Below are 25,882 nucleotides of genomic sequence, written 5' to 3' on the forward strand. Positions count from 1 at the left end.
TGATGTCCGAGCTGGTGTTCTTCTGCGGAACGATGGACTGCGGGAAGTCGACCCTCGCTCTGCAGATCGAGCACAACCGGTCGGCACGCGGCCTGGTCGGCATGATCTTCACCCGTAACGACCGGGCCGGCGAGGGCAAGCTCTCCTCCCGCCTGGGCCTGGTCACGGACGCGGTGGAGGTGGAGGACGGCGCCGACCTGTACGCCCACCTCGTCGACCACCTGTCGCAGGGCCGGCGCGCGGACTACGTGATCGCCGACGAGGCGCAGTTCCTCGACCCCGGGCAGATCGACCAGCTCGCCCGCGTGGTGGACGACCTGGACCTCGACGTCTACGCCTTCGGCATCACCACCGACTTCCGCTCCAAGCTGTTCCCCGGCTCCCAGCGCCTGGTCGAACTCGCCGACCGCGTCGAGGTGCTCCAGGTCGAGGCCCTGTGCTGGTGCGGCGCCCGCGCCACGCACAACGCCCGCACGGTCGGCGGGGTCATGGTCGTCGAGGGCGCCCAGGTCGTCGTCGGTGACGTGACCGGCTCCACGGACGAGATCGGCTACGAGGTGCTGTGCCGGCGCCACCACCGCCGCCGGATGACGGCGGCGACGGCGAGGGCGGCGGCGCTGGCGCCGGACGTGCTGCCGGTGTCGTCGGGCTGAGGGCGCCGCACGGGCCGCAGGGCAGCGGCTTTTCCCGTACAAGTGATCGAATTCTGTGGCTGGTTCGACTATGATCGTCGACTGGCAAGGCCGTAGCGCAGAGGTCGTCGCGCCCACGCATCAAGCTGGAGGACGTCGGTTCGAATCCGACCGGTCTTGCCGCCCTAGTCGTGGAGAAACGTCGACAGACGTCGGTCCGTCCCGGGCGGGCGGGGGCCGTGCCGCCCCCGGCGGACCGGACACCGGCGACGGACCGGTGGAGTGGTGATGACGCAGCCGACCCCCGTGCGCTGCCCGGCGATCGAGCACCCGGACGTCCCGGCCGCCGATCCCGAGGGCCTGGACCCGCTGCTGGCGAGGCTCGGCTCGGACCAGGCCGTCGAGGACGACGAGACCTTCCCGCTCGGCACCCTCCGCACGGACGGCCGTGTCGACCTGTGCAAGCAGGGAATCGGACCGGCGGGCGCCGCCCGGCTGATGCCCGCCGTGGCAGGCTCCCCGCACGCCCGGCACGTCCTGCTCGGCACCAACGCCATAGGTGACGAAGGGGCGTCGGCGGTCGCCCGGGCCCTCGCGGACGGCCACGGTCTCCGCACCCTCTACCTCGGCTGCAACCGCATCGGCCCCGACGGCGTCACCGCCCTCACCGACGCGCTCTCCGCCGACGACACCGTCCGCGCCCTCTGGCTCAAGCGCAACCCCGTCGGCGACGACGGCGTCACGGCCGTCGCCGCGATGCTCCGCCGCAACACGGCCCTGCGCACCCTCGACCTCGTCAACACCGGCGTCACATCGGCGCGTCTGCGCCTCCTCCTCGACGCCCTCACCAGCCGCCCGCACCCGGTGGAACGCCTCTTCCTCGGCGCGAACGGTCTGACCGCCGACACCGCCGGACTGCTCGCGGCGCTCATCCGGGACGCAGGCGTGCGCGAGCTGTACCTGCCCGCCAACCACCTCGGCGACCGGGGCGCCGCCGTGCTCGCGGCGGCCGCCGCCGACTCCGCACACCCCGTACGGCTCGGCCTGGGCGGCAACGGCATAGGGCCCGCCGGAGCGCGCGCCCTCGCCGACGCCCTCGGCGGCATCGAGACGCTCGACCTCGGACGGCCCATGTCGGAACGCAGCCTCGGCGCACCCGCCAACGCCACCGGCGACGACGGCGCGCACGCCCTGGCGTCCGCGCTCCCCGGGAGCCCCCTGCGCCGGCTGGAGCTGCGCCACACCGGCCTCACCGGACGCGGCGCCAAGTTCCTCCTGGCGGCCGTCCCGGACGACTCCCCGCTCGAGTACGTCGGACTGGGCCCCGGGCTGCCCCGCAAGGTGAAGCGCTCCTTCACCCGGCGTCTGCGGCCCATGACCGCCGCCCACCCCGACCTGCGCGCGATAGGGAGCGTCTACCGGTGAGCCGCCGCACCGCACCCGCGTGCTTCTCACCGGCGACGGCGTCGAGCTGGCGCCGGATCCGCCGGTACGCCGTACCCCGCACCATGATCGGGCGCGCGACGGAACGCCGTCTCGCGGGTGACTGGAGGGGCGCCTGCGCGGCGGCCCGGTTCGACGTCGACATCGACCTGGCGGAGATCGCCGAGCACTGCGGCCAGGACGTCGCCGCCGCGCTGGAGGACGATCTGCGGCACCTGGTCCCCGACCTGGTGCGCTGGCATCTGCCCCGGATTCTCGACGGCTGGACCACCCTGGACACCGACCGCACCGTGATCCTCGCCCGGTACCGGCCGGTCGGAGCGAACGAAGGCCCGCGCGCCACGCCGTACCTGCACCTCACCACGCCCGCGATGCGGCAAGGGCCTCAGCGGGTCACCCTGAGCTTCGGCACGCTCCTCGACGAGGGGCCGGTCGGTGTCTTCGGCAGCACGGCCGAGGACTGGCGGTACGCCCGGCACCTGTGGGACGCGCGGCACACCGCCGACCTGCGCGAGCACGCGGGTGGTCGTGGCCGGCTCCCCTTCTTCGACACGGAGGGCGGACTGCTCGCCCCGGACGCGCTGCCCTCCTCGGACCCCGGTGACGGCGACCCGGCCGCACGGGCCGAGTGGGTGACGCTGCTGCACGAGAAGGGGGAGACCCAGGAGGCTTTCGCCGCCGCCGGGATCGACGCCGACCTGACGGTGCCGGGCACCGTCCCCAGCTGGTACCGGAGCGATGCGACGGCGCTCGTCGACCGCCTCGCGTTCGACCACACCCGCCTGGCGCGGGAGGCCGGCCGGCTGCGGGACGAGGGCCTCGGCGACCGTTTCCTGCTCCCCGCCGACTGGCGCACGCGTCTTCTGCTGAAACCGACGGCCACCGGTCTCACGCTGAGGGTCGTGGACAGCAAGGAGGTGCGGGACCTCCCCTTCCTTCCCGAGGCGCTCTGGCGCAGGCTCCCCGACCTCGATCTGCTCCGGGTGGGCGGGATCGAGCCGGAACACCTGCATCCGCTGGTCGGCGAGGCCCTGTTCCCCGGCGTCCGCCCCGACGGCGGAATCGGCGGGCCCCCGGGCCCCGAGGTTCCTCCGCCCGTCCGGGTGCGCTGCCGGGGCGAGTGGCACGAGGTCGGCTTCCGGCCGGGCGTCCTGCTCCGTATGCCGCACAGCGACGAGGAACAGCAGCGCGAGCGGGCCCTGCGCGCGTTCGGCGGCGCCGTCGCCGGATGCTTCGCCGTGGAGCAGACCTGGGCGTCGGGCGACGGCCGGCTGCCGAAGGCGCTCCGCGCCCAGCGCGGCGACCTGTTCCTCCGCGCGCAGCACGGCGACACCGACGGCGTGCTCCAGCTTCTCGACATGGGTGTGGACTGCCGCGTCCGGGACGCCGCCGGACGCTCGCTGCTGCACATCCTCAACCTCGTCGACCACGAGCCGCTGCTGCCCCGGCTGCTCGCGGCGGGGCTCGACCTGGAAGCGCGGGACGCGCAGGCCCGCACCCCGCTGTTCACGGCGGTCGCCCAGGGAGGCTCCAAGGCTCTCGTGGACGCGCTGCTCGACGCGGGCGCCCGGATCGACGTCGAGGACCACATGGAGCTGTCGCTGGCGCACGTCGTCCGCCGTTACCGCCGCTCCGACCTGGCCTTCCTGGAGAAGCGCGTGCGGGAGGAGCATCCGGACGTCGGCGCCGACTGGTGGGACGACCATCTGTCTCGCGACGACGAGGACGACGACTGACGCGCCCGGCGCGACGGCCACCGACCCGCACCCGTACCCATCCGGCGTGAGCCCGCCCGGCACAGCGAGGAACCGAGGAACCCAGCCGTGACCACCACCCCCGCCCCCGACCCGCTGGCCGCCGCCGACGCCCTCGTCTCCCGGCTGCGCGCGCGCCGCACCGAACCCGCCACCAGCTCCCAACTGGAGGCCCTGGCCCTGGCGGTGACGGCCAACCAGCCCGTCCTCCTCTGGGGCGAGCCCGGCATCGGCAAGTCGGCCGGACTGGAACAGCTCGCGGCCGGACTCGGCCTCCCGCTGGAGACGGTCATCGCGAGCGTCCACGAGCCCTCGGACTTCGCCGGGCTGCCGATCGTCGGCGAGGACCCGGCCGCGACCGGCGTGCCCATGGCCCCGCCCGACTGGGCGGTCCGGCTCCGGGACGCCGGGCACGGCCTGCTGTTCTTCGACGAGTTGTCCTCCGCGCCCCCGGCGGTGCAGGCGGCGCTGCTGCGGGTGGTGCTGGAACGCCGGGTCGGTAGCCTGGTCCTGCCCGACGCGGTACGGATCGTCGCCGCCGCCAACCCGCCGTCGAGCGCCGCGGACGGCTGGCACCTCAGCCCGCCGCTCGCCAACCGCTTCGTCCACCTCCACTGGACCCACGACCCGGCCACGGTGGCGCGCGGCATGGCCGGAACCTGGCCGGAGGCGACGGTCCCCGTCGTCGACCCCGCCAAGGCGCCGGGCGCGGTGGCGCGGGCACGCGGCGCCGTCTCCGGTTTCCTCACCGCCCGCCCCGGCCTGGTCCACCAGCTCCCCGGGGACGCCGAGGCACGGGGCCGCTCCTGGCCGTCGCCGCGCACCTGGGAGATGGCGCTGCGGCTGCTGGCGACGGCGTACGCGACCGGCGCGGGCCGTGAGGCGACGGCCGCAGCGCTCACCGGGGCGGTGGGCGACGGCGCGGGCATCGAGCTGCTGGCGTACCTGGAGCACCTGGACCTGCCCGACCCCGAGCGGGTCCTCGCCGACCCCGACGCGTTCGCCCTGCCCGACCGCGGCGACCGGCAGCTGGCCTTCCTCATCGCGGTCGTCGCCGCCGTGCAGAGCGATCTCACGCGGCCCCGCTGGGAGGCCGCCTGGGTGGTGCTGGCCAAGGCGGTGGACGCGGGCGTGCCGGACGTGGCCGCCCGTGCCGCCACCGACCTCGCGGCGATGCGCCGGCTGGACTGGCCCGTACCGCCCGGCATCGACGCGTTCCTGGACCTGCTGCGGCTGTCCGGGGCGCTGCCCGGCGGCCGTTGAGACGGGCGGGCATGACGGACCCCCGCGGCGGCCTGGACCGCACCAGACTCCTCGCCGCCCGCTACCGCGCGGCGCAGGACCGCCCCTATCTGGCATCGGCGCTGTACGCCCTCGGCATCGTGGAGAGCGACGCGGTGCCGACGATGGGCGTGGACCGGCACTGGCGCTGCTACGTGTCGCCCGCGTTCGTCGACGCGACGCCCGTCGAGGAGCTCGCGGGCGTGTGGATCCACGAGGTGGCCCATCTGCTGCGCGACCACCACGGCCGCGCCGGACGGCTCCCCGCCGCCGACCAGCGCGACCGCTACCGCGTCAACGTCGCCCAGGACTGCGAGATCAACGACGACATCCTCGCCGACGGCCTGCGCCTGCCCGCCGGACGCGTCGAACCCCGCCTCTACGGTCTGCCCGACGGCCAGCTGTTCGAGCAGTACCTGCCGGCGCTGCCCCCGCACGTCCGGGAACACGACTGCGGCTCGGGCGCCCACGGCACCCCCGCGCCGTGGGAACTCCCGCAGGCCGGCGGCCCCGACGGGGTCGGCGAGGCCGAGGCGCAGGCGCTGCGCCGGCACACAGCCGAGGCGATGCGCGCCCACCTGCGCTCCCGCGGCACCCTGCCGGGCGGCTGGCAGCGCTGGGCCGAGCAGGTCCTGGAACCCACGGTCGACTGGCGGCAGGCCCTGACCGGCGCGGTACGGGAGGCCGCCGCCTGGGCGGGCGGCGCCGTCGACTACACCTACCGCCGCCCCTCGCGCCGCACCCCGGCACTGCGCGGTGTGGTCCTGCCGAGCCTGCGCCGTCCGCTGCCCCGGGTGGCCGTCGTCGTCGACACCTCGGGCTCGATGGGCGACGGCGAACTCGCGGCGGCACTGGGGGAGATCACGGGTGTCCTGCGCGAGGTCGGCGTCCGCGGCAACCGTGTCACCGTCCTCGCCTGCGACGCCGACGTGCACGCCGTGTCCCGGGTGACGTCGACCGAGCAGGTCACGCTCGGCGGCGGGGGAGGCACGGACATGCGCGCCGGCATCGACGCCGCGCTCGCGTCCCCCGAACGCCCGTCGGTCGTGATCGTCCTGACCGACGGGTTCACCCCCTGGCCCGCCGAAACGCCGTCCTGCCGTCTGATCGCGGCCCTGATAGGCGACGGCGCGCCCGAGCCGCCGCACTGGGTGGAAACGGTGCGCGTCCCGGCCGCCCAGGTCTAACCGGCCACGTCCAGCAGCAGTTCGCTCAGTTCTGCCGGCATCGTGATCATGCAGTCGTGCCCGGTGGGCAGTTCCCGTACCCGCGACGGCGTCCCGTTGGGCTGGAACGGCGGCACCGGGCGGCGCACGATGCCCTCCGGAGCCGCGCCGACGCAGTGGATGTGTGTGCGCGGGACGTCACGCAGGGCAGGGTTGTCCAGGTGGGCCGGCTGGCGCAGGCACAGCACCGGGTGGTCGGAGAGCATGCCGCGCAGCCACTCCTGGTCCGCCGGATCGGTCACGCCGAACAGGCCGAAGGGCGGCGGAAGTTCCGGCAGCGGCGGGATGCGCCACGGGGTGTCCGTGGACGCGGCGGCGTCGATCAGGTGCTGGGTCACCGGCTGCGCGTCGAGCGCGGTCTCGCCGTGCTCCGGCACCATCGCGTCCAGGTACACCAGGTGCGCGACGCGCTCCGGGACCTCGTTCGCCGCCGACGAGATCACCAGGCCCGCGTAGCTGTGGCCGACCAGGATCACGTCGGTCAGGTCCTCGTCCTTGATCAGCCGGACGACGTCCTCGACATGGGTGTCCAGGCCCACCTCGGGGCCGAGCAGGTGCGCCTTGTCGCCGTAGCCGGTCAGCGAGGGGCGCAGCACGCGGTGGCCGGCGGCCTCCAGCAGCGGGGCCGTCCGGTCCCAGCACCGGGCGTCGTGCCACGCGCCATGGACAAGAAGATAAGTCGACACAGGGGAGCCTTCCGGGGAGGGGGCATGGGAGGGGAGGCGGTTCCCTTCCGTGCCTCGGTACGCTTCAGGAACCGCCTCTTCATCGTGGTGCACCCGCCCGACCTGGGGCAATAAGGCACATTCCGGTGACCCGGTTCCCTGGAGGTAACCATGACCGCAGCCGACGGCCCCTCGCCGATGCCGCACCGGCAGGACCCGTGCCGCACCAGCGACGTCCTCGGCATCGTCGGCGACAAGTGGTCCCTGCTCGTCGTCCGCAACCTCAGCCAGGGCCCGCGCCGCTTCACCGAACTCAAGCGCGCGACCACCGGCATCAGCCAGCGCATGCTCACCGTCACCCTGCGCGGCCTGGAACGCGACGGCATCCTCACCCGCACCGTCCACAACGTCATGCCGCCGCACGTCAGTTACGCGCTCACACCCATGGGCATGACCCTGCGCGAAGCCACCGCGCCGTTGCTGGAGTGGTCCCTCAGCAACCTGGACGGCATCCACGCGGCGCGGGAGGCGTACGACTCACGGGCGGAGACGGCCCCGCCGACACCCTCCTAGTCCGCCCGCCCGTACCGCCGCCGCAACCCCTCCGCCAGCGGAGCCTTCGCGAAGGCGCCCGCCGTCACCCGTGCCGCGACCGTGCGGCGCACGATGCGGTCGGCCAGGGACGGGGCGTGGCGGGCCAGGGTCATCTCCGCCCGGCCGCGCCGGGTCGTCGCCACGTCGCGCGGGGCGCGGCGCGCGGTCACCGCGGCGACCACCGCCGACACCACGCCCTCCAGAGGCTCCGGCCGCGACACCCCGTCCAGGGAGAGGCCCGCCTCCCGCGTGCTGTCGTGGATCGGGCTGCGCACCATGCTCGGGTAGACGGTCGTCACGCCCACGTGCGTGCCGACCTCCAGCCGCAGCGTGTCCGCGTACGCGGCGAGGGCCCGCTTGGACACCCCGTACGCGGCGGCCAGCGGCAGCGGCAGGACCGCCATCCGTGAGGCGATGAACACCACCCGGCCGCGCGCCCGTTCGAGGTGGGGGAGGGCCGCACCGGTCACGTCCCACGCCCCCAGCAGGTTGAGACCGAGCTGGGCGTGGACCTCCGGCGACGGCCGCAGCTCCGCCGGCGCCGGCCCGCCCCGGCCCGCGTTGTTCACCAGCACGTCCACGCCGCCGCCGAGCAGCCGTACGGCCTCCTCGACGCCCTTCGTCACCGACTCGGGGTCGGTCAGGTCGCAGCCCACCACCGGCACCGGCGCCGACGCGTCGGCGTGCAGGTCCAACCCGACGACCCGGGCGCCGAGTTCGGTGAAGCGCTCACCCAGCGCCCGCCCGAACGTCCCCGCCGCGCCCGTCACGATCACCCGCCGCCCGGCGAGCGGCGTCGCCCTCCGCACGCCCTCCAGGTCCCGCGCCACCTGGCGCAGGTACTGGTCCACGTCGATCCGCATGTGCGGTCGCCTGTCGCCCCAGCGCTCCCGCGCCGCGTGCAGTTCGGCGGTGACCGACGCCAGCATCCGGTCCCGCGGCGGCCTGCGCAGCCGCCCGGTCACGTATGCGGCGAGCAGCCGGCTCTGCGCCTCCACCACCGGCAGCGCCGACCCGGTCGACTGCATCAGCCCCACGAAGGACAGGGCGTCGTCGTCCAGCGGCAACACGTGCCGGTACAGCGGCAGCCGGGCCGGGTCCGGCACCAGCGCGGGGTCGAGGAACGGCACCGTCGCCCGGTACCCGGTGCACCACAGCACATGGTCGACCTCGTCCTCCCGCCCGTCCGTGAAGCGCACCCGGCGCCCCTCGAACCGCTCGATGCCCGCCCGTACGCCGATCTTCCCCTCGCGCACCAGAGCGGGGACCGTGTCGCTCAGCGTCGGGTGGTCCTGGAGCACGCCCTCGGGGGACGGCGGAAGTGCCGGGCCCTCGGTGCCCCGGGCGGCCAGCCGCAGCATCGTCTGGGAGATCCGCTGGCGCAGCCGCCACGGCAGGACGGCCGCCAGGGCGCCGTTCCACTGGTCGGTCGGGCGGTCGAACAGCGTCTTCGGCAGCACCCACACCCCGCGCCGGGCGGAGATCAGCACCTCGTCCGCCTGCCCGGCCAGCTCGGTCGCGATGTCCATCGCCGAGTTGCCCGTGCCGACGACCAGGACCCGCCGTCCGGCGAACTCGGACGGCTCGCGGTAGGCGTGCGCGTGCGAGGTGGTTCCCTCGAACGTGCCGGGGTACGGCGGTTCGGGCACGCGCGGGGTGTGGTTGTGGCCGTTGGCCACCACGAGATGCGTAACCGTCTCCTCGTACGCGCCGTCGGGGCCGGTCAGTTCGAGCCGCCAGCCGTCCTCGGTGCGCCGGGCCGCGGTCAGTTCTGTGGCGGTGCGGAAGTGCCGGGGGACGTCGAAGCGTTCGGCGTAGTCCCGCACGTAGGCGAGGAGCTGGGCGCGCGTCGGGTAGTCCGGCCACTCCTTCGGCATCGGGTGGTCGGCGAACTCGGTGCGCGGCTTCGACGTGTTGAGCCGCAGCCCCTCGTACGCGGCCGTGTCCGCCGCCAGGCGCCACAACCCGCCCAGCTCCTCCGCGCGTTCGACGCCGAGCACCTCGACGCCCGCCTGGAGCAGCGCCTTCACGGCCGCGATCCCCGCTATGCCGCCGCCGACGACGGCCACCCGTCCCGGTCCCGCCGTGCCCCGCCCTGCGCCCATCGCGTCCGCGCCCTTCCCCGAGCCGCGCGGCCACCCCGTGCGGCCGCTCCGTGGAGTTATTCCAACGTGCGATGGATTATTACGTCAGTCCCGTCACCGGCACCAGACCCCGACGGCGCCTGAGTCCGCCCCGGCCCGTACAGGGCGTCGAGGAAGCGGCGCACCCACAGCCGGAACTCGTAACGCTCCCGCTCCCGGTCGGCGGGGGAGGCGGCGGCCAGCGCGGTGACATGGCCGTGCGCCGCCCACACCAGGCTGCGCACCGTGACGTGCGGCGTCGTCTCCCGCACCGTCCCCGCCTGCGCCGCCTCCAGCAGCGCCCGCTCCACCTCGCCGTACAGCGGCAGCGCGTACGCCCGGTCGAGACCCGTGCCGCGCGCCGGGTCCAGCCAGCGGCGCAGCCACAGGAACGTGGTGTGCGGATGCTCCTCCAGGAAGTCCACGAAACCGTCGGCGAGCGCCCGCAGCGCGGCCGCCAGCGGCTCCCCGCCGGCCGTCGCGGCCTCCCGGAGGCCGGCCACCAGCGGGGCCAGCGCCTCCCGCTCCGCCCCGTGCACCCGTTCGAAGCAGGCGTCGTACAGCTCCTCCTTCGCGGGGAAGTGGTGGTGCAGGCTCGACACGTCGATGCCGACCCGCGCCGCGATGTCGCGCAGCGAGGTCCCCTCGGGGCCGCGCGCGGCGAACAGTTCCGTCGCCTCCCGCAGGATCAGTTCGCGGGTGGACGGCCCGTCCCGCTCCGCCCGGCGGGGCCGGCCCGGTCCGCGCCGGGCGGGCCGCGCGTCGGAGGGTGTCTCGCTGCTCTTCCTCATCCGGCACAGTCTGGCTAGGATCCGCAGACCTCGCAATCCAACACCTGAGGGATTCATGAACGCCGCCACAGGATCCGAAGCCCCTCTCCCCGACGACGGAGCCCGCGCCGCACGGACGGACCTGGCGACCGACCCCGGGGACGGCGCGGAGGTGCCCCGCCCCGCGCTCGTGCGCTACGCGCTCGGCTCGGCCGGCATGGGCGTCTACGTCACCGTCCCCGGCCTGCTGCTCCTGTACTTCCTCACCGACACCCTCGGGGTCACCCCCTGGCTGGCCGGTCTGGCGCTGCTCGTCCCGAAGGCCGCGGACATCGTCCTGCACCCGTTCGTCGGCTCCCTCTCCGACCGGGAACGGGCCCGGCGCGGGAACAGACTGCGGCTGCTGACGGCGGGCTGCGCCCTCGCCCCCGCGTTCGTCGCGCTGTTCGCCGTCCCCGGTCCGGTGGCCGACCGGCCGTGGGCCGCCGCGCTGTGGGTCGCCGCCTGGTTCGTCGTCGCCAACGCCCTGTTCGCCGCGTACCAGGTGCCCTATCTCGCCACCCCCACCGACATGGAGATCGGTTACCACGGCCGGACCCGGGTGCTGTCCTTCCGGATGGTGGTCCTCACCGTCGGCATCCTCGTCGGCGGCGCGCTGGCCCCGCTGCTCGCGGGGGAGGGCGACTCGGTCGGCCGGTACGTCGTCATGGCCCTCGCCCTCGGCGCCTTCACCGTGGTCTTCCAGTACGTCGGCGTCGGCGGCGTCCGCGACCTGCTGCCCGCGCCCGGCCCCGCAGCGGGGAAGGCAGGCGACCGGCACGGCCCCGCCCTCGCCCAGGTACGGGACGTCCTGCGCGCCAACCACCCCTTCCGCGTACTGGTCTCCTGCTACCTCCTGGTGTCCACCACGACCCACCTGGTCCTCGCCGGACTGCCGTACTACGCCCGGCACGAACTGGGCCGCCCCGGCTTCACCACCGTCCTCATGGCCGCGTTCGTCGCGCCCGCCCTGCTCACCACGCCGCTGTGGTTCCGTCTCTCCCGGAGCTGGGGCAAGCAGCGCTGCCTGCTGCTGTGCCAGGGCTTCTTCGTCGCCGGGGCGCTCGGCCTGGCGGCGGGCACGGCGGCCGGTCTCCTCGTCCCCGTGCTGTGCACGCTCGTGCTCGGCGTGTGCTTCGCGGGGCTCCAGCTCTTCCCGTTCTCGATGGTCCCCGACACGGTCCGCGCCGCCGACGGCGACGAGACCGGACGCACCGGCGCCTACACCGGGGTGTGGACCGCGACGGAGGCGACGGGCGCCGCGGCCGGCCCCTACCTCTACTCGGCGGCCCTCGCCCTCGGCGGCTACGCGGCCGCGCGGGCCGGCGAGGAGGTCACCCAGACGGGCGGCGCGCACACGGCCATCCTGCTCGGCTTCACACTCCTGCCCGCCCTCCTCATGGCGGCGGCCCTGGCGGTCCAGTCCCGCTACCGGCTCGACGCCCGGTTCGCGGCGTCCCGCTGAGAGACGCCCCGCTGGGAGTCGCCCCGCCGGGAGTCGCCCCGCTGAGAGACGCCTCGCCGGGAGTCGCACTGCCGGGAGTCGCCCCGTTGGGAGTCGTCCCGCTGGGAGTCGGCCTGCCGGGAGTCGCCCCGTTGGGAGTCGCTCCGCTGGGAGTCGGCCTGCCGGGAGACACCCCGCAGAGAGTCGCCCTGCCGGGAGGCGCCTCGCCGGGAGGCGTCACCCCGTCTTCCGCACCAGCGCGAACCGCGCCCCCTCCGGGTCGGCCACCGTGGCGACCCGGCCGTGCTCGGTGTCCCGGGGGCCGCCGAGCACCTGGCCGCCCAGATGCAGCACCTGGTCCACCGCGTCGTCGGTGTCCGCCACCGTGAAGTACGTCGTCCAGTACGGTCCCCGGTCGCGCGGCAGCGCGTTGCCGAGGCCGTGGACGCCGGTCACCGGGCGGCCGTCCAGGCGCAGCGTCACGTAGTCCAGGTCGGCGGAAACGACCGCGTCCTCGTCGTAACCGAACACGGTCTCGTAGAACTTGGCCACGTTCGTGGTCTCGAAGGTGGTCAGTTCGTTCCACGCCGGGGTGCCGGGCCGGCCGGTGACGCCCGCGGCGGCGCCGTCGGCCGCCTGCCAGATGCCGAAGACCGCGCCGCTCGGGTCCGAGGCGAGCGCCAGCCGCCCCGCCTCGTCGGCGTCCAGCGGGCCCACACCCACGGTCCCGCCGCAGGAACGCACCGCCTCGGCCGTCAGAGCCACGTCGTCCGAGGCGAAGTACGGCGTCCACGCCACGGGCAGCCGCCGGTCCGCGGGCAGCACCCCGATCCCGGCCACCGCGTGCCCGTCGAGCACGGCGCGCACGTACGGGCCCAGCGGCCGCGGGCCGGGCCGGAACTCCCAGCCGAACAGCGCGCCGTAGAACTGCTCGGTCGCGTCGAGTCCGCGCGCCATCAGACTCACCCAGCAGGGTGTGCCGGGCGTGTTCCGGGCGGACCCGTCGCCGTTCGGGCGGGCGTTCCCCCGTGCGTCGGTCATCGTCACTCTCTTCTCGGCCGCCCGTACGTCGGCCGTGTCCGCTCGCCCCTGCAAGGGGCCGTCCCGTGTCCGGCCCGGCGGATCGTTCCCGCACCGCGACCGACACCGTATGTGCCCGATCCCGTACGACCGGTGACCGGATGTGCCCGGCCGAGCAGAGTAGCCGGACCGGGACGAGTCGGCCACCCCGTGCGCGAGGATGGTGACCATGAACGCCATCATCTCCGCATCCGAACTCGCGGACGCGCTGCGGTCGGAGCGTCCTCCGGTCCTGCTCGACGTCCGCTGGCAGCTCAGCACGGCCGCCCCGAGCGGTCAGCCGTTCGACGGTCGCGCCGAGTACGCGTCCGGTCACATCCCCGGCGCCGTCTTCGTCGACCTGGACCGCGAACTGGCGTCCGCACCGGGACCGCGCGGCCGCCACCCGCTGCCGGACCTCGACGTGTTCGGCGCGGCGATGCGGCGGGCCGGGGTGTCCGCCGGGACGCCCGTGGTCGCCTACGACGGCGGCATCGGGTGGGCCGCGGCCCGCGCCTGGTGGCTGCTGCGGTGGACCGGCCACCCGGACGTACGGGTCCTGGACGGCGGACTGCCCGCCTGGGACGGCCCGTTGGAGACGGAGGCGCCGACGCCTGCCGCGGGCGACTTCGTGCCGAAGCCGGCGGAGGGCGCCGTGCTGGACGCGGACGGCGCGGCGACGCTGGCGCGGTCGGGGGTGCTGCTGGACGCCCGTGCGGGGGAGCGGTACCGGGGCGAGGTGGAGCCGATCGACCGCGTCGGCGGTCACATCCCGGGCGCGCTGTCCGCGCCGACGTCCGACAACGTGGACGCGGACGGCCGTTTCCGGCCCGCCGCGGAACTGCGCGCCCGCTTCGGCGAGCTGGGTGCGACGCGGGACGTCCCGGTGGGGGTGTACTGCGGCTCGGGCGTGTCGGCGGCGCACGAGGTGCTGGCGTTGGAGGTCGCCGGTGTCCCGGCGGCTCTGTACGTCGGTTCCTGGTCGGAGTGGTCCTCGGACCCGGAGCGACCGGTGGCGGTGGGACCGGAGCCGCAGTAACCCACCCGGGGCTCCGCCCCGGACCCCGCTCCTCAAACGCCGGAGGGGCTGAATCAGCCCGTCCGGCGTTTGAGGACAAGGCCCGTCAGGGCCGACAAGGGGGTGACCTGCTCCCGGGGAGGTGCAGGGGGCGCCCCCTATGACGGGTTATGGGCCGGCAAGCCGGCCTACTCCTGTTTCTTGCGCCGTGTCCCGAACACGATCTCGTCCCAGCTCGGGACCGCCGCGCGGCGGCCGGGGCGGACGCCGTCCGCCTCGGCCTGGCGGTCGGTCGAGCCGACGAGGCGGTCCCGGTGGCCGCCCACCGAACGGGGCATCAGCACGTCCGCGTACGCGGAGCCCGCGGACGCGGCCGGCGCCGGCGGTTCTTCCGCCTCCGGCTCGGACTCCGGTTCCTCGGCGGCCGGTTCGGTGCGTTCGGGCACCACCAGGTCGCCGCGGAAGCTCGGCACGGCCTCCAGCAGGCTGGTCAGTGAGTCGCGCTCGCCGGAGGCGGTGGCCGCCGTGGACTCCTCGGCCGGCTCGGACGCCTGCGCGGGCAGGCTGGGCCGCTCGCGGTCGGCGGGACGGTCCAGCGGGCGGTCCCGCGGCAGCCGGGCGATGCGTGGCACGAACGGGAAGCTGGGCTCGGGCGCGGCGAGGTCGTCGGACTCGCCGATCAGCGAGCGTGCCTCGTCGTCGACGGCCTGGACGAGCCGCCGGGGCGGGTCGTACGTCCAGATCGCCGAGTGCGGCTCGCCCGCGACCCGGTAGACCAGGAGGACCTCCCAGGTGCCGTCGTCGCGGCGCCAGGAGTCCCACTGCACGGTGTCCTTCTCCGCGCCGCGCAGCAACAGCCGCTCCTGCACGGCCTCGCCCAGCGGGGGACCGGAGTTCTCCCCGGGGCGGCGGACGGGGGTCTTGCGGGCGCGCTCGGCCATGAAGGCACGCTCGGCGAGGACGGGGCCCTCGAAGCGGCGGACGCGGTCCACGGGGATGCCGGCCATCTGTGCGACCTCTTCCGCGGTCGCACCGGCTCTTATACGCGCCTGGATGTCGCGGGGGCGGAGGTGGCTCTCCACCTCGATCTCGATCTGGCCGAGGCGGGGACGGTCGCCGCGCACGGCGGCGCGGAGCCGTTCGTCGATCGGAAGCGTGTACTCCGTGCTGTCCGCAGCCTTCAGCACCAGCCGTGTGCCGTCATTCGAGACGGCCACGACACGCAGTTCGGGCATGGGGACCTCCCGGGTGGTGCCTGCCGACGTCACGTGCGTCGCTGCTTCCGCTAGTCGAGTGTGGCCTGCCCGGGTGCAGCCTGCCACAACCTTGCCGAGTTGCCCGGCGTGTCGGGCGCGGGCCCTGGATCGCCGTTATGGCACGGTTACCTATTCGCAACGCTAAGTGACCAAATGCGTCACCCTGTGCAACTAGCCCCCTCCCGGCGGTCCTCCGAGGACCCGGGCACCCTGACGGGAGTCCGGACCCAGGGCTCGCAACAGTACTCCATTTGGGCCACGTGCGTGGATTGGCACGCCGTGCGAGTTCACGCAAGAGGTGGGACTTGGCCGCCGTTGCCCCACTCATCCACCCCTGGACGTGGGGGACTTGTGGGGAACTTCACGCAATCGTCAGAAACGGAGGCAATGTCTGCGGGGCCGGGGCGGGCGCCCGGTTCGCACCGCGCGCCCAGGACTACGCGCCCAGTACCCGCCGCAAGTAGTCGTTGCGGAACCGCCGTTCCGGGTCCAGCCGGTCCCGGAGCTCGACGAACTCGCCGAAACGCGGATACACCCGTGAGAGGTACTCGGTGTCACGCGTGTGGATCTTCCCCCAATGGGGTCGTCCCTCGTGCGCGGTGAAGATGCGCTCGGCGGCGGTGAAGTACCGCTGGTACGGCGTCCCCTTGAACATGTGGACCGCCACGTAGGCGCTCTCCCGGCCGGACGCCGTGGACAGGGTGATGTCGTCGGCCGGCGCGGTGCGCACCTCGACCGGGAAGCTCACCCGCAGCGGGGACTTCTCCACCATCGTTTTCAGCTCCCGCAGCGTGTCCACGAGCGCCTCGCGCGGCACGGCGTACTCCATCTCCACGAAGCGCACCCGGCGCGGGGAGGTGAACACCTTGTAGGGGATGTCGGTGTACGTCCGCGAGGACAGCGCCCGGCTGGAGACCTGCGCGATGGCCGGGATCGTCACCGGAGCGGCGCGGCCCACCCAGTTGACGACCTGGAACACCCCGTTGGAGAGGAACTCGTCCTCGAACCAGCCGCGCAGCGGCGGCACGGGGCGCTCCGGGCCCGCACTGCGGTTGTTGCGCTTGGTGTTGGTGTTGCCGGTGTGCGGGAACCAGTAGAACTCGAAGTGCTCGTTCTCCGCGTGCAGCGCGTCGAACTCGGCGCACACCCGGTCGAACGTCATGGGCTCCTCGCGCGCGGTGAGCAGGAAGAGCGGCTCCACGGCGAAGGTGATGGCGGTGACGATGCCCAGGGCGCCGAGGCCGATCCGTGCGGCGGCGAAGACGTCCGGGTTCTCCTTCTCGGAGCAGGTGAGCACCGAGCCGTCGGCGGTGACCAGTTCGAGGCCCTTGATCTGGGCGGCGATGGAGGCGGACTCGCGGCCGGTGCCGTGGGTGCCGGTGCTGGTGGCGCCGGAGACCGTCTGCTCCATGATGTCGCCCATGTTGGTCAGCGACAGGCCCTCGCGCGCGAGGGCGGCGTTGAGCCGCTTCAGCGGGGTGCCCGCCTCGACGGTGACGGTGCCCGCCTCGCGGTCGATGTTCCGGATCCCCGTCAGGAGCTGAGGGCGGACCAGCAGGCCCTCGGTCGCGGCTATGGAGGTGAAGGAGTGTCCGGTCCCCACCGCCTTCACCGGCAGGCCGTCCTCGGCGGCCCGGCGCACGGCGTCGGCCAGCTCGTCGACCGAGGCGGGCGTGACCTCCCGGGCCGGCCGGACGGAGACGGTGCCTCCCCAGTTACGCCACGTGCCGTTCCTCGCGCTCGTCGTGCTCGTCGTGCTGACCAACGAAGCCTCCCCGACCCGGCGCCGGCCGCTTGAGCCGGCGGTACCCGAGGAAACCGACCGCGACCGCGACGGCACCGGCGGCCGCCGGAACCCCGTACCCGGCGCGCGCCCCGGCCGCGTCGATCACCCAGCCGCCGGCGGAGGAGCCGAGGGCGATGCCGACCGCGAGCCCGGTGCTCACCCAGGTCATGCCCTCGGTGAGCTGCGCGCGAGGTACGTGCTCTTCGATGAGGGACATGGTCGTGATCATCGTGGGAGCGATGGACAGACCCGCAACGAACAGCGCCACGGCCAGAAACGGCAAGTTCCCGACCAGTAGGAGTGGGATCATACTCACGGCCATGGTGCAAACGCCGAGCAGCCACCGGCGTTCGGGCGCCCCCGCGAAGTGCAGCACTCCGAACACCAGACCGGCGACGCAGGAGCCCAGGGCGCACGCGGCGAGGACCACGCTGGCCGCGGCCTTGTGTCCCTCCTCCTCGGCGAAGGCGACCGTGACCACGTCGATCGCGCCGAAGATCGTGCCCGTCGCCACGAAGGTCGCCACCAGCACCTGCAGACCCCGCGACCGCAGCGCCGAGCCGCCTCCCCCGTTCCGACGCGGGTGCGGCTCCGGCTCGGTGGCGCGCTGCGAGGTCAGCCAGAAGACGCCCGCCGCCAGGAAGCAGCCCGCCAGCAGCGGGCCGGCCTCAGGGAACCACGCCGTGGACAGGCCGATGGAGACGATCGGGCCGATGATGAAGCAGACCTCGTCGATCACCGACTCGAACGAGTAGGCGGTGTGCAGACTCGGGGTGCCGCGGTAGAGCGCCGCCCAGCGGGCCCGGACCATCGCGCCGAGGCTCGGCACGCAGCCGATCCCCACGCAGGCGGCGAACAGCACCCACTCGGGCCACGAGAGACGGACCGCGAGGAGGAGAACCGTTCCGGCGGTGAGCGAGACCGCGCTGGCCGGGCGCAGCACCCGGCGCTGCCCGTACCGGTCCACCAGCCGTGACACCTGAGGGCCCGCCAGCGCGGCGGACAGCGCGATGGTCGCCGAGAGGGCGCCCGCCAGTCCGTACCGGCCGGTGACCTGGGAGATCATCGTGACCACGCCGATGCCCATCATGGACAGCGGCATCCGGCCGAGGAACCCCGCGGCGGAGAAGGCCTTGCTGCCGGGGGCGGCGAACAGGGCGCGATAGGGGCTGGGCACGGGATTCTCCGGAAGATCAGTAAGGTGCTATCGCAGTCGATACAGATTACCGGCGTCATCACCCGCGGGCGCCGGTGATGTACGGCACCTTCTTCCCGCGACACCCCCGGCCCCTGTCCTCGTTGTCGGTGCCGGGTGGGAGGATCGAGACATGTCTGACGTGCTCGATCCCAGTCCCTACGACGCCCTGCTCCTGCTCTCCTTCGGCGGCCCGGAAGGCCCGGACGACGTCGTCCCGTTCCTGGAGAACGTGACGCGCGGGCGGGGCATCCCCAAGGAACGCCTCAAGGAAGTCGGGCAGCACTACTTCCAGTTCGGCGGGGTCAGCCCCATCAACGACCAGAACCGCGCCCTGCTGGACGCCCTGCGCAAGGACTTCGCCGAGCACGGCCTGGACCTGCCGGTCCACTGGGGCAACCGCAACTGGGCGCCCTACCTCACCGACACCCTCCGGGACATGGTCCGCGACGGCCGCCGCCGCATCCTGGTACTCGCCACCAGCGCCTACGCCTCCTACTCCGGCTGCCGGCAGTACCGCGAGAACCTCGCCGACGCGCTCGCCACCCTGGAGAAGGAAGGGCTGGAGCTGCCGAAGATCGACAAGCTGCGGCACTACTTCAACCACCCCGGCTTCGTCGAGCCCATGGTCGACGGGGTGATCCGGTCGCTCGCCGACCTCCCCGACGACGTCCGGGACGGCGCGCACATCGCCTTCTGCACCCACTCCATCCCCACCGCCGCCGCGGACACCTCCGGCCCCGTCGAGGCGCACGGCGACGGCGGCGCGTATGTCGCGCAGCACCTGGACGTGGCCCGGCTGATCGCCGACGCCGTCCGCGAGCGCACGGGTGTCGACCACCCCTGGCAACTCGTCTACCAGTCCCGCTCCGGCGCCCCGCACATCCCGTGGCTGGAGCCCGACATCTGCGACCACCTGGAGGAGCGCAAGGCGGCCGGCGTCCCGGCGGTCGTCATGGCCCCCATCGGCTTCGTCTCGGACCACATGGAGGTCCTGTACGACCTCGACACCGAGGCCACCGCGAAGGCGGAGGAGCTGGGTCTTCCGGTGCGCCGCTCGGCGACCGTCGGCGACGACCCGCGGTTCGCCGCCGCAGTCCGCGAGCTGGTGGTGGAGCGCGCCGCGGCCGAGAGCGGGCGGGACGTCACCCGATGCGCCCTCGGCGCGCTCGGCCCCAGCCACGACCTGTGTCCGGTGGGCTGCTGCCCGGCCCGCGCCCCGCGTCCCGCCGCCGCGGGCGCCGACAGCCCCTACGCCTGAGGAGCCCCGTGACCGACCCCCTGCACGCGGAACTGCTGGAACTGGCCCGGGAGGCCGCCCGCCGCGCGGGTGAGCTGCTGCGCGACGGCCGCCCGGCCGACCTCGCGGTCGCCGCCACCAAGTCCAGCTCGGTCGACGTGGTCACCGAGATGGACCTCGCGGCGGAGAAGCTGATCACCGGGCTGATCGCCGAGCGCCGCCCGGAGGACGGCGTCCTCGGCGAGGAGGGCGCCTCCACGGCCGGCAGCAGCGGGATCCGCTGGGTCGTCGACCCGCTCGACGGCACGGTGAACTACCTGTACGGCCTGCCCACCTGGGCCGTCTCCGTGGCGGCCGAGCAGGACGGCGTCGCCGTGGCCGGCGCGGTGTTCGCCCCGATGCGCGGCGAGGAGTACCACGCGGTGCTGGGCGGCGGGGCGTGGGCCACGGGCGCGTGGGAGGGCGAGCGGCGCCTGGCCTGCCGGCCGTCGCCGCCGCTGGACCAGGCACTGGTCTCCACCGGCTTCAACTACGTTGCCGACGTCCGCGAACAGCAGGCCGAGGTCGCCCGCCGGCTGATCCCGCTGGTGCGGGACATCCGCCGGGGCGGCTCGGCGGCGATCGACCTGTGCGACGTGGCGGCGGGCCGCCTGGACGGCTACTACGAGCGCGGCCTCCACCCGTGGGACGTGGCGGCGGGCGCCCTGATAGCCCGCGAGTCCGGCGCCCTGACGACCGGCCGCCACCTGGACAGCCCTCCGTCGTCCGACCTCACGGTGGCGGCGTCCCCGGGCGTCCTGAAGCCGCTGCTGGGGCTGCTGGAGGAGTTCGGAGCGTAGGAGGCGGCTACCGCCGCCGACTGTCCCACCCGGGCCACGACCCCGGCGGCGGCCCGCCCGAACGCCGGCTGCCCGGACCGTGTCTGCTGAGGTGCGGTCGCCTGGCCGACAAGGCGCCGGCCCGTGGCCGGGCGGACCGACGCGGCTGGCCGGGGGTGTCTGCGGCGGCCGGCTTCCGGGTCGGCGGACCGTTCCTGCGGTGAGTCCCGTCGGTCTCGGCGGACGAGGCGGTGGCCTGGGTCGGGTGACAGCGGACGGTGGCGTCGTTGGGACCGACGCGTGCGGCTGCGGAGGCTGGCTCCCGGGTCGGCCGGACCCTTTCTGCGGTGAGTTCCGATGGCCTCGGTGGACGAGGCGGTGGCCTGCAGGGCCGGGTGACAGCAGATGGTGGCGTCGATTGGACCGACGCGTGCGCCCGCGGGGGGGGGCGATTCCTCCGCCGGACCGGGTCCGCCGTGATGTCGGTCGGCCCTGGCCGATGCGGCTAAGCGCCCGCGGGCCGGGCGGCAGCGGATGGTGGGTGCCGGCCGGTGGCGGCGGGAACGACGCCGCCGATGTGGCGCCCTTGCGCCAGTCGTGGGTCGACGGCGCTCGGGTCGCGGCTCGCCGAGCCTCGCGCGGCGTCCACAAGGGCGAGGCGCCGGCCCGGTGACAGGCGGCTCGCCCGTCAGGGCCCGACGCCCTCGGGCCGGCCGCGCCGCACCCTGTCGTGGGTGTGCCCCCGGAAACGACGGAGGGCCCCGGTGGAGGGATCCACCGGGGCCCGTGGGCGCTTGCTGCGTCGGTCAGACGCTGTGGGCGCCGACTTCCACGCCGTGTTCGGCCGCGAGGCGGCGCAGGTCGTCGAGTTCGCCCTGCTCCACTTCGACGAGGAAGTCGTCGCCCTCGTCGCGGGCCCGCGACAGGTCGGACTCGGTCGCCTTTATGCGCTGCAGAAGTCCTGCGGTGAAAGCGTCCATGCTGCGCCCCCTCGTCCTGGGTCGGTGGGTCGGTGGCACGGGGGTGTGCCGTCGGAAGGGATGATCACGTCCGTGGCGGATGCCCGGCGCCGCTCGGCCGGGCGGCGACGGTACCGGACATCCACGCCCGCTCTGCGGAAGCGGACCGTGTGTACCGCATGGTGGTGCGGTACAAGCAGAGCGTGATCGCGGGATGTAAACCCGTCCTCCCCAAGCTCCCTCCCGCGGAAACCTAACCTCGCGAGAAATTCTCGTATTCCCGCCCCGTTCGTCCGCACGTTCCCCGGTCGCGGGGCCGCCGGCCACCCCCTGCCCCGGCCGCCTTACAGCCGACTTACGGCCGAAAAGGGCAGGATGGAGGCAACAGCACCCACCCGTACCCCTGCCCGCGTGCGCGCCCTCGCGGCCCGCCGGGCGGGTCATGAGGAAGGACAAGCGACGTGCGCGTACTCGTCGTCGAGGACGAGCAGCTGCTCGCCGATGCGGTGGCCACCGGACTGCGCCGGGAGGCCATGGCCGTCGACGTCGTGTACGACGGTGCGGCCGCCCTGGAGCGCATCGGCGTCAACGACTACGACGTGGTCGTCCTCGACCGCGACCTCCCCCTCGTCCACGGCGACGACGTCTGCCGCAAGATCGTCGAGCTCGGCATGCCCACGCGCGTGCTCATGCTCACGGCGTCCGGCGACGTCAGCGACCGCGTCGAGGGCCTCGAGATCGGCGCCGACGACTACCTGCCCAAGCCGTTCGCCTTCAGCGAGCTCATCGCCCGCGTGCGGGCGCTCGGCCGGCGGACCAGCGTGCCCCTGCCGCCCGTCCTGGAGCGGGCCGGGATCAAGCTGGACCCCAACCGCCGCGAGGTCTTCCGCGACGGCAAGGAGGTCCAGCTCGCGCCGAAGGAGTTCGCCGTGCTGGAGGTCCTCATGCGCAGCGAGGGCGCCGTGGTCTCCGCGGAGCAGCTGCTGGAGAAGGCCTGGGACGAGAACACGGACCCGTTCACCAACGTGGTCCGTGTGACCGTCATGACCCTGCGCCGCAAGCTGGGCGAGCCGCCGGTCATCGTGACCGTGCCCGGCTCCGGATACCGGATCTGATCACCGACCATGGCTGCCACCCCCGCGCCCCCCACCGCGCCCCCCAAGCCCACCTGGGACCCCCGGTCGCCCACGCCGATGCCGTGGCTGCGCCCCACCATCCGGATACGGCTCACGCTGCTGTACGGCGGCATGTTCCTGATCGCCGGCATCCTGCTGCTGTCGATCATCTACCTGCTCGCCGCGCAGGCCCTGCGCACCGGCAGCCAGCCGCTGTTCAAGATCGTCGACTTCGACGGCCTGAAGGTCTCCAGCAACGACTGTCCGGGCATCGCCGACGGCAACCTCTCGCTGACCGAGTTCAACAACGCGATCAGCGAGTGCATCGACGACCAGCGCCAGGTCGCCCTGGACAACCTGCTCAGCCGCTCCCTGCTGGCCCTGCTCGGCCTCGCCGTGATCGCGTTCGCCTTCGGCTACGCGATGGCCGGGCGGGTGCTGTCGCCGCTGGGCCGCATCACCCGCACCGCCCGCGCGGTGGCGGGCTCGGACCTGTCCCGCCGGATCGAGCTGGACGGCCCGGACGACGAGCTGAAGGAGCTGGCCGACACCTTCGACGACATGCTGGAGCGGCTCCAGCGCGCGTTCACCGCCCAGCAGCGCTTCGTGGGGAACGCCTCGCACGAGCTGCGCACCCCGCTGGCGATCAACCGCACACTGCTCGAGGTGCACCTCTCCGACCCGAACGCCCCGGTGGAGCTCCAGCAGCTCGGCAAGACGCTGCTGGCCACCAACGAGCGCAGCGAGCAGCTCGTGGAGGGTCTGCTGCTGCTCGCCCGCAGCGACAACCAGATCGTGGAGCGGGGCCCCGTCGACCTCGCGGAGGTGGCGGGCCAGGCCATCGACCAGGTCGCCTCCGAGGCGGAGTCCCGGCACGTGACGATCCGCGGCACGCGCCGCCCCGCCGTCGTCAAGGGCAACGGTGTCCTGCTGGAGCGGATCGCCCTGAACCTGGTGCAAAACGCCGTGCGGTACAACGTCCCGGAGGACGGCTGGGTGGAGGTCACCACGGACGTCCAGCACGGCCAGGCGGTCCTCGTGGTGTCCAACACCGGCCCGGTCGTCCCCGCGTACGAGGTCGAAAACCTCTTCGAGCCGTTCCGCAGGCTGCGCACCGAGCGGACGGGCAGCGACAAGGGTGTGGGACTGGGGCTGTCCATCGTGCGGTCGGTCGCCCGGGCGCACGGCGGGCACATCTACGCGCAGCCGAGGGAGGGCGGAGGACTCGTGATGCGTGTCACCCTTCCGATCTGACATCATGCCCCGCCCTCGATCCGTGTTCGCTTTGGGCGGAATTCCCGAGCACCCCCGCAATCGAATTCATGTGTGATCGATCACAGGTGCGTCGATTCGGCCATCTACTCTCCGTGATCATGAGCCCCGTCGGAAGGCCGGAAAAGTCCCGGTTTTCAGGGGTCCCGTTCACGGGAAGTACACGGTGAGGTGCCTTTGTAGTGCGGCATCGGGACCGTGTACGGTCCCCATCGCCATCCAAGCCGATCACTCATGAGGAGTCCGGTTGGGTGTCGATTGAGTAACAGACCTTGATGTGAGGCAAAATCTCCGCCTCAGGTCGGGCACAAGTCCGGCCTCTCACGCGTTACGTGCGCTGGAGACACCGCATACACCCAGAGGGGGAGAGCGACATGGCTACCGACTACGACACTCCACGCAAGACCGACGACGACGTCGACTCGGACAGCTTGGAAGAGCTGAAGGCCCGGCGGAACGACAAGTCTGCCTCGGCCGTGGACGTCGACGAGTTCGAGGCCGCCGAGGGCCTCGAGCTGCCCGGTGCGGACCTCTCGAACGAGGAGCTGGCCGTCCGGGTCCTGCCCAAGCAGCAGGACGAGTTCACCTGCATGAGCTGCTTCCTGGTGCACCACCGCAGCCAGCTGGCCCGTGAGAAGAACGGCCAGCCGATCTGCCGCGACTGCGACTGAGGCGGGGTCGGCCGTGACTGGCTCGACCCCACCGCGGAAGCGCCGCTTCTTCTCGAAGGGAGCGGACCAAGGGTCCACCGAGGACCCACAGCACGACACGCGTGAACCCGAGCGAGGCTGGACCGGAGACGGGGCGGCCTCGCTCGAGACGCAGGCCGGCCGGGGTGACCTCCCGGTGTCCGTGGAGGTCACCGCGCCCGTGGCGCGCAGGCGCACCGCCGTCGTCCGGGAGAAGGCCCTGGACGGCGTCCGCAAGGGCGGCGCACGCGCCCGCGCGGGTCTGGCGCACCTCGCCGACCGGATCATCGACATCGCCCCGCGCGTGCCCGTACGGGACCTCGCGACCCTGCGGGAGCAGTTCCCCGGGCTCTGTCCCGAGGAGATCGCCGACAAGCTCGTGGCGGGCGCCGCGAAGGCCACCGCGACGGTCGGGGCCGGCGTCGGAGCGGCCGCCATGATGCCCGTGCCGCCCGCGATGCCGACGGAACTGGCCGCCGAGGTCACCGGCGTCGCCGCGATCGAACTCAAACTGATCGCCGAACTCCACGAGGTCTACGGCGTACGGCCCGCCGGCACCCTCGCCCAGCGCAGCACCGTCTACCTCAACTCCTGGTCCCAGGAGCGCGGCATCGAGGCCACCAAGCCCTCCACCGTGAGCGCCGCGCTGAACAGCCGCATGAAGCGCGAACTGCGCCAGCGGATCATGAAGCGCACCGTGCGCAACCTGCCGAACCTGATGCCGTTCCTGGTGGGAGCTGCCGTGGGCGCCGTGATGAACCGGCGCGACACCAGAAAGCTCGCCGCCCGCATCCGGGACGACCTGCGCAAGGTCCAGGTCCCCTGGGACGGGCTGCCCGCGCTCCCGGCACTGGAGCGCCCCGCCGACGCCCTCCCCGAGCACGCGCTGGAGCTCGACATGGACGCCGGCCGCCACCGGAAGGACGACGACCCCCGGTGACCCGCCCGACGGCCCGGCGGCAGGCCGCTACGAGGCGTCGGCCCCGTCCCGCGCCGCCCGGAGCGCCCGCGCCAGCCGCTCGGGCTCACGGGTGGACAGGAAGACGTACGGAGTGGGGTCCTGCGGGTCCGTGACGGCCACCCGCAGCGCACCGGGCACGTACGCGCGCAGCAGCATGAACGCGCGCGGGTCGGCCTTCGGACCGCGCCAGGCGCGCGCCTCCTCGGCGTCCAGCACCTCCGCGTCACCCAGCGCCGACGCCGGAATCTTCGCCTCGCCCGCGATCAGATGACCGTTCACCACCCGGATCCGCGCCGAGCCGTACGCGCTCACCACGACCGCTGCCACGGCGGTTCCGCCGGCCAGCCCGGCGAGCATCGGCAGGGTGCCGAACGGCAGCATGATCAGCGCGAAGGAGAGCCCGGCCAGGAGGCACAGGAACCACCAGGAGCGCGGAGCGGTGAGGCGTTCTTCGTACGGGGCGGCGGAAAGCTGCATGAAGCCAAGCTTGGCACGCTTCCCGCGGGGGTCCGGCGCCAGGGCGGACGCGTGCTCGGCCGCCTC

At 73.6% G+C, this 25,882-nt stretch carries 23 protein-coding genes and 1 pseudogene; 15 read left to right on the forward strand and 9 right to left on the reverse strand.

What is annotated here, in order from left to right:
* The first annotated feature begins 2 nt into the window (after window positions 1-2).
* The 6 genes and pseudogenes from ACQZOG_RS22815 (at window position 3) to ACQZOG_RS22840 (ending at window position 6,297) form a co-directional block, all read left to right on the forward strand.
* Window positions 3-653, forward strand: a complete 651-nt coding sequence (locus tag ACQZOG_RS22815) for a thymidine kinase (RefSeq protein ID WP_191882256.1) — start codon at window positions 3-5, stop codon at window positions 651-653.
* A gap of 86 nt (window positions 654-739) precedes the next feature.
* Window positions 740-812, forward strand: a pseudogene (locus ACQZOG_RS22820).
* A 108-nt stretch (window positions 813-920) separates the two neighbouring features.
* The gene (locus ACQZOG_RS22825; protein WP_037644169.1) at window positions 921-2,057 is read left to right on the forward strand and encodes a gala protein; all 1,137 of its coding nucleotides are present in this window, start codon (window positions 921-923) and stop codon (window positions 2,055-2,057) included.
* On the forward strand, window positions 2,054-3,811 hold the full coding sequence (locus ACQZOG_RS22830) for an ankyrin repeat domain-containing protein (RefSeq protein WP_037642040.1): 1,758 nt from the start codon (window positions 2,054-2,056) through the stop codon (window positions 3,809-3,811). Before ACQZOG_RS22825 ends, ACQZOG_RS22830 begins: the two co-directional genes overlap by 4 nt.
* 87 nt (window positions 3,812-3,898) lie before the next feature.
* A complete protein-coding gene (locus ACQZOG_RS22835) occupies window positions 3,899-5,092 on the forward strand; it encodes an AAA family ATPase (RefSeq protein ID WP_307794189.1) in 1,194 nt (397 codons plus the stop codon).
* Window positions 5,093-5,103: 11 nt separating this feature from the next.
* On the forward strand, window positions 5,104-6,297 hold the full coding sequence (locus tag ACQZOG_RS22840) for a vWA domain-containing protein (RefSeq protein ID WP_058917099.1): 1,194 nt from the start codon (window positions 5,104-5,106) through the stop codon (window positions 6,295-6,297).
* On the opposite strand, the gene ACQZOG_RS22845 is transcribed toward ACQZOG_RS22840, so the two are convergent.
* Window positions 6,294-7,022, reverse strand: a complete 729-nt coding sequence (locus tag ACQZOG_RS22845; RefSeq protein WP_399605559.1) for an alpha/beta fold hydrolase — start codon at window positions 7,020-7,022, stop codon at window positions 6,294-6,296. The genes ACQZOG_RS22840 and ACQZOG_RS22845 overlap by 4 nt on opposite strands.
* Window positions 7,023-7,172: 150 nt before the next feature.
* Here ACQZOG_RS22845 and ACQZOG_RS22850 point away from each other — a divergent pair, with 150 nt between their 5' ends.
* Entirely contained in the window at window positions 7,173-7,574 is a 402-nt protein-coding gene (locus ACQZOG_RS22850) for a winged helix-turn-helix transcriptional regulator (protein WP_051724679.1), read from the forward strand.
* Here the strand turns inward: ACQZOG_RS22850 and ACQZOG_RS22855 are convergent.
* Window positions 7,571-9,700, reverse strand: a complete 2,130-nt coding sequence (locus ACQZOG_RS22855) for an SDR family NAD(P)-dependent oxidoreductase (protein WP_203549992.1) — start codon at window positions 9,698-9,700, stop codon at window positions 7,571-7,573. The genes ACQZOG_RS22850 and ACQZOG_RS22855 overlap by 4 nt on opposite strands.
* 56 nt (window positions 9,701-9,756) lie before the next feature.
* Window positions 9,757-10,509, reverse strand: coding sequence for a TetR/AcrR family transcriptional regulator (locus ACQZOG_RS22860; protein WP_033277859.1), 753 nt, complete (start codon window positions 10,507-10,509; stop codon window positions 9,757-9,759).
* Between the two features lie 55 nt (window positions 10,510-10,564).
* On the opposite strand from ACQZOG_RS22860, the gene ACQZOG_RS22865 reads away from it, so the two are divergent.
* Window positions 10,565-11,992 (forward strand): MFS transporter, encoded by a 1,428-nt coding sequence (locus tag ACQZOG_RS22865; protein ID WP_399566945.1) that lies wholly within the window; start codon window positions 10,565-10,567, stop codon window positions 11,990-11,992.
* A gap of 216 nt (window positions 11,993-12,208) precedes the next feature.
* On the opposite strand, the gene ACQZOG_RS22870 is transcribed toward ACQZOG_RS22865, so the two are convergent.
* Window positions 12,209-13,012: a VOC family protein gene (locus ACQZOG_RS22870; protein WP_033277881.1), complete on the reverse strand. Its 804-nt coding sequence runs from the start codon at window positions 13,010-13,012 to the stop codon at window positions 12,209-12,211.
* A 208-nt stretch (window positions 13,013-13,220) separates the two neighbouring features.
* Between ACQZOG_RS22870 and ACQZOG_RS22875 the strand changes: the two genes are divergently transcribed.
* Complete coding sequence (locus tag ACQZOG_RS22875; protein WP_033277880.1) at window positions 13,221-14,069, forward strand: sulfurtransferase; 849 nt, start codon at window positions 13,221-13,223, stop codon at window positions 14,067-14,069.
* Between the two features lie 167 nt (window positions 14,070-14,236).
* On the opposite strand, the gene sepH is transcribed toward ACQZOG_RS22875, so the two are convergent.
* The 3 genes from sepH to ACQZOG_RS22890 all read right to left on the reverse strand — a co-directional run bounded on the left by sepH (window position 14,237) and on the right by ACQZOG_RS22890 (window position 18,267).
* Window positions 14,237-15,283 carry a septation protein SepH gene (gene sepH, locus ACQZOG_RS22880; protein ID WP_033277858.1) on the reverse strand — a complete coding sequence of 349 codons (1,047 nt, stop codon included), beginning with the start codon at window positions 15,281-15,283 and terminating at the stop codon, window positions 14,237-14,239.
* A gap of 457 nt (window positions 15,284-15,740) precedes the next feature.
* Window positions 15,741-17,069, reverse strand: coding sequence for a D-arabinono-1,4-lactone oxidase (locus tag ACQZOG_RS22885; RefSeq protein ID WP_430741755.1), 1,329 nt, complete (start codon window positions 17,067-17,069; stop codon window positions 15,741-15,743).
* Window positions 17,020-18,267 (reverse strand): MFS transporter, encoded by a 1,248-nt coding sequence (locus ACQZOG_RS22890; protein ID WP_359499064.1) that lies wholly within the window; start codon window positions 18,265-18,267, stop codon window positions 17,020-17,022. Before ACQZOG_RS22890 ends, ACQZOG_RS22885 begins: the two co-directional genes overlap by 50 nt.
* Window positions 18,268-18,418: 151 nt before the next feature.
* On the opposite strand from ACQZOG_RS22890, the gene ACQZOG_RS22895 reads away from it, so the two are divergent.
* Together ACQZOG_RS22895 and ACQZOG_RS22900 are read left to right on the forward strand one after the other, a co-directional pair.
* On the forward strand, window positions 18,419-19,546 hold the full coding sequence (locus tag ACQZOG_RS22895) for a ferrochelatase (protein ID WP_261675749.1): 1,128 nt from the start codon (window positions 18,419-18,421) through the stop codon (window positions 19,544-19,546).
* Window positions 19,547-19,554: 8 nt separating this feature from the next.
* Window positions 19,555-20,364 carry an inositol monophosphatase family protein gene (locus ACQZOG_RS22900; protein WP_037642058.1) on the forward strand — a complete coding sequence of 270 codons (810 nt, stop codon included), beginning with the start codon at window positions 19,555-19,557 and terminating at the stop codon, window positions 20,362-20,364.
* A gap of 785 nt (window positions 20,365-21,149) precedes the next feature.
* On the opposite strand, the gene ACQZOG_RS22905 is transcribed toward ACQZOG_RS22900, so the two are convergent.
* A complete protein-coding gene (locus ACQZOG_RS22905) occupies window positions 21,150-21,323 on the reverse strand; it encodes a hypothetical protein (RefSeq protein WP_167338244.1) in 174 nt (57 codons plus the stop codon).
* A gap of 440 nt (window positions 21,324-21,763) precedes the next feature.
* Between ACQZOG_RS22905 and ACQZOG_RS22910 the strand changes: the two genes are divergently transcribed.
* The 4 genes from ACQZOG_RS22910 (at window position 21,764) to ACQZOG_RS22925 (ending at window position 25,318) form a co-directional block, all read left to right on the forward strand.
* Window positions 21,764-22,417 (forward strand): response regulator transcription factor, encoded by a 654-nt coding sequence (locus ACQZOG_RS22910; protein ID WP_003993508.1) that lies wholly within the window; start codon window positions 21,764-21,766, stop codon window positions 22,415-22,417.
* 9 nt (window positions 22,418-22,426) lie between these two features.
* A complete protein-coding gene (locus tag ACQZOG_RS22915) occupies window positions 22,427-23,671 on the forward strand; it encodes a sensor histidine kinase (RefSeq protein ID WP_033278020.1) in 1,245 nt (414 codons plus the stop codon).
* 392 nt (window positions 23,672-24,063) lie between these two features.
* Window positions 24,064-24,360 carry a DUF4193 domain-containing protein gene (locus tag ACQZOG_RS22920; RefSeq protein ID WP_003993510.1) on the forward strand — a complete coding sequence of 99 codons (297 nt, stop codon included), beginning with the start codon at window positions 24,064-24,066 and terminating at the stop codon, window positions 24,358-24,360.
* A 13-nt stretch (window positions 24,361-24,373) separates the two neighbouring features.
* Window positions 24,374-25,318, forward strand: coding sequence for a hypothetical protein (locus ACQZOG_RS22925; protein WP_193456250.1), 945 nt, complete (start codon window positions 24,374-24,376; stop codon window positions 25,316-25,318).
* Window positions 25,319-25,345: 27 nt separating this feature from the next.
* On the opposite strand, the gene ACQZOG_RS22930 is transcribed toward ACQZOG_RS22925, so the two are convergent.
* On the reverse strand, window positions 25,346-25,816 hold the full coding sequence (locus tag ACQZOG_RS22930; RefSeq protein WP_037642062.1) for a DUF3093 domain-containing protein: 471 nt from the start codon (window positions 25,814-25,816) through the stop codon (window positions 25,346-25,348).
* Window positions 25,817-25,882: the final 66 nt, after the last annotated feature.

The sequence above is a fragment of the Streptomyces sp. P13-3-3 genome, from assembly GCF_050571355.1.
Taxonomy (GTDB): domain Bacteria; phylum Actinomycetota; class Actinomycetes; order Streptomycetales; family Streptomycetaceae; genus Streptomyces; species Streptomyces althioticus.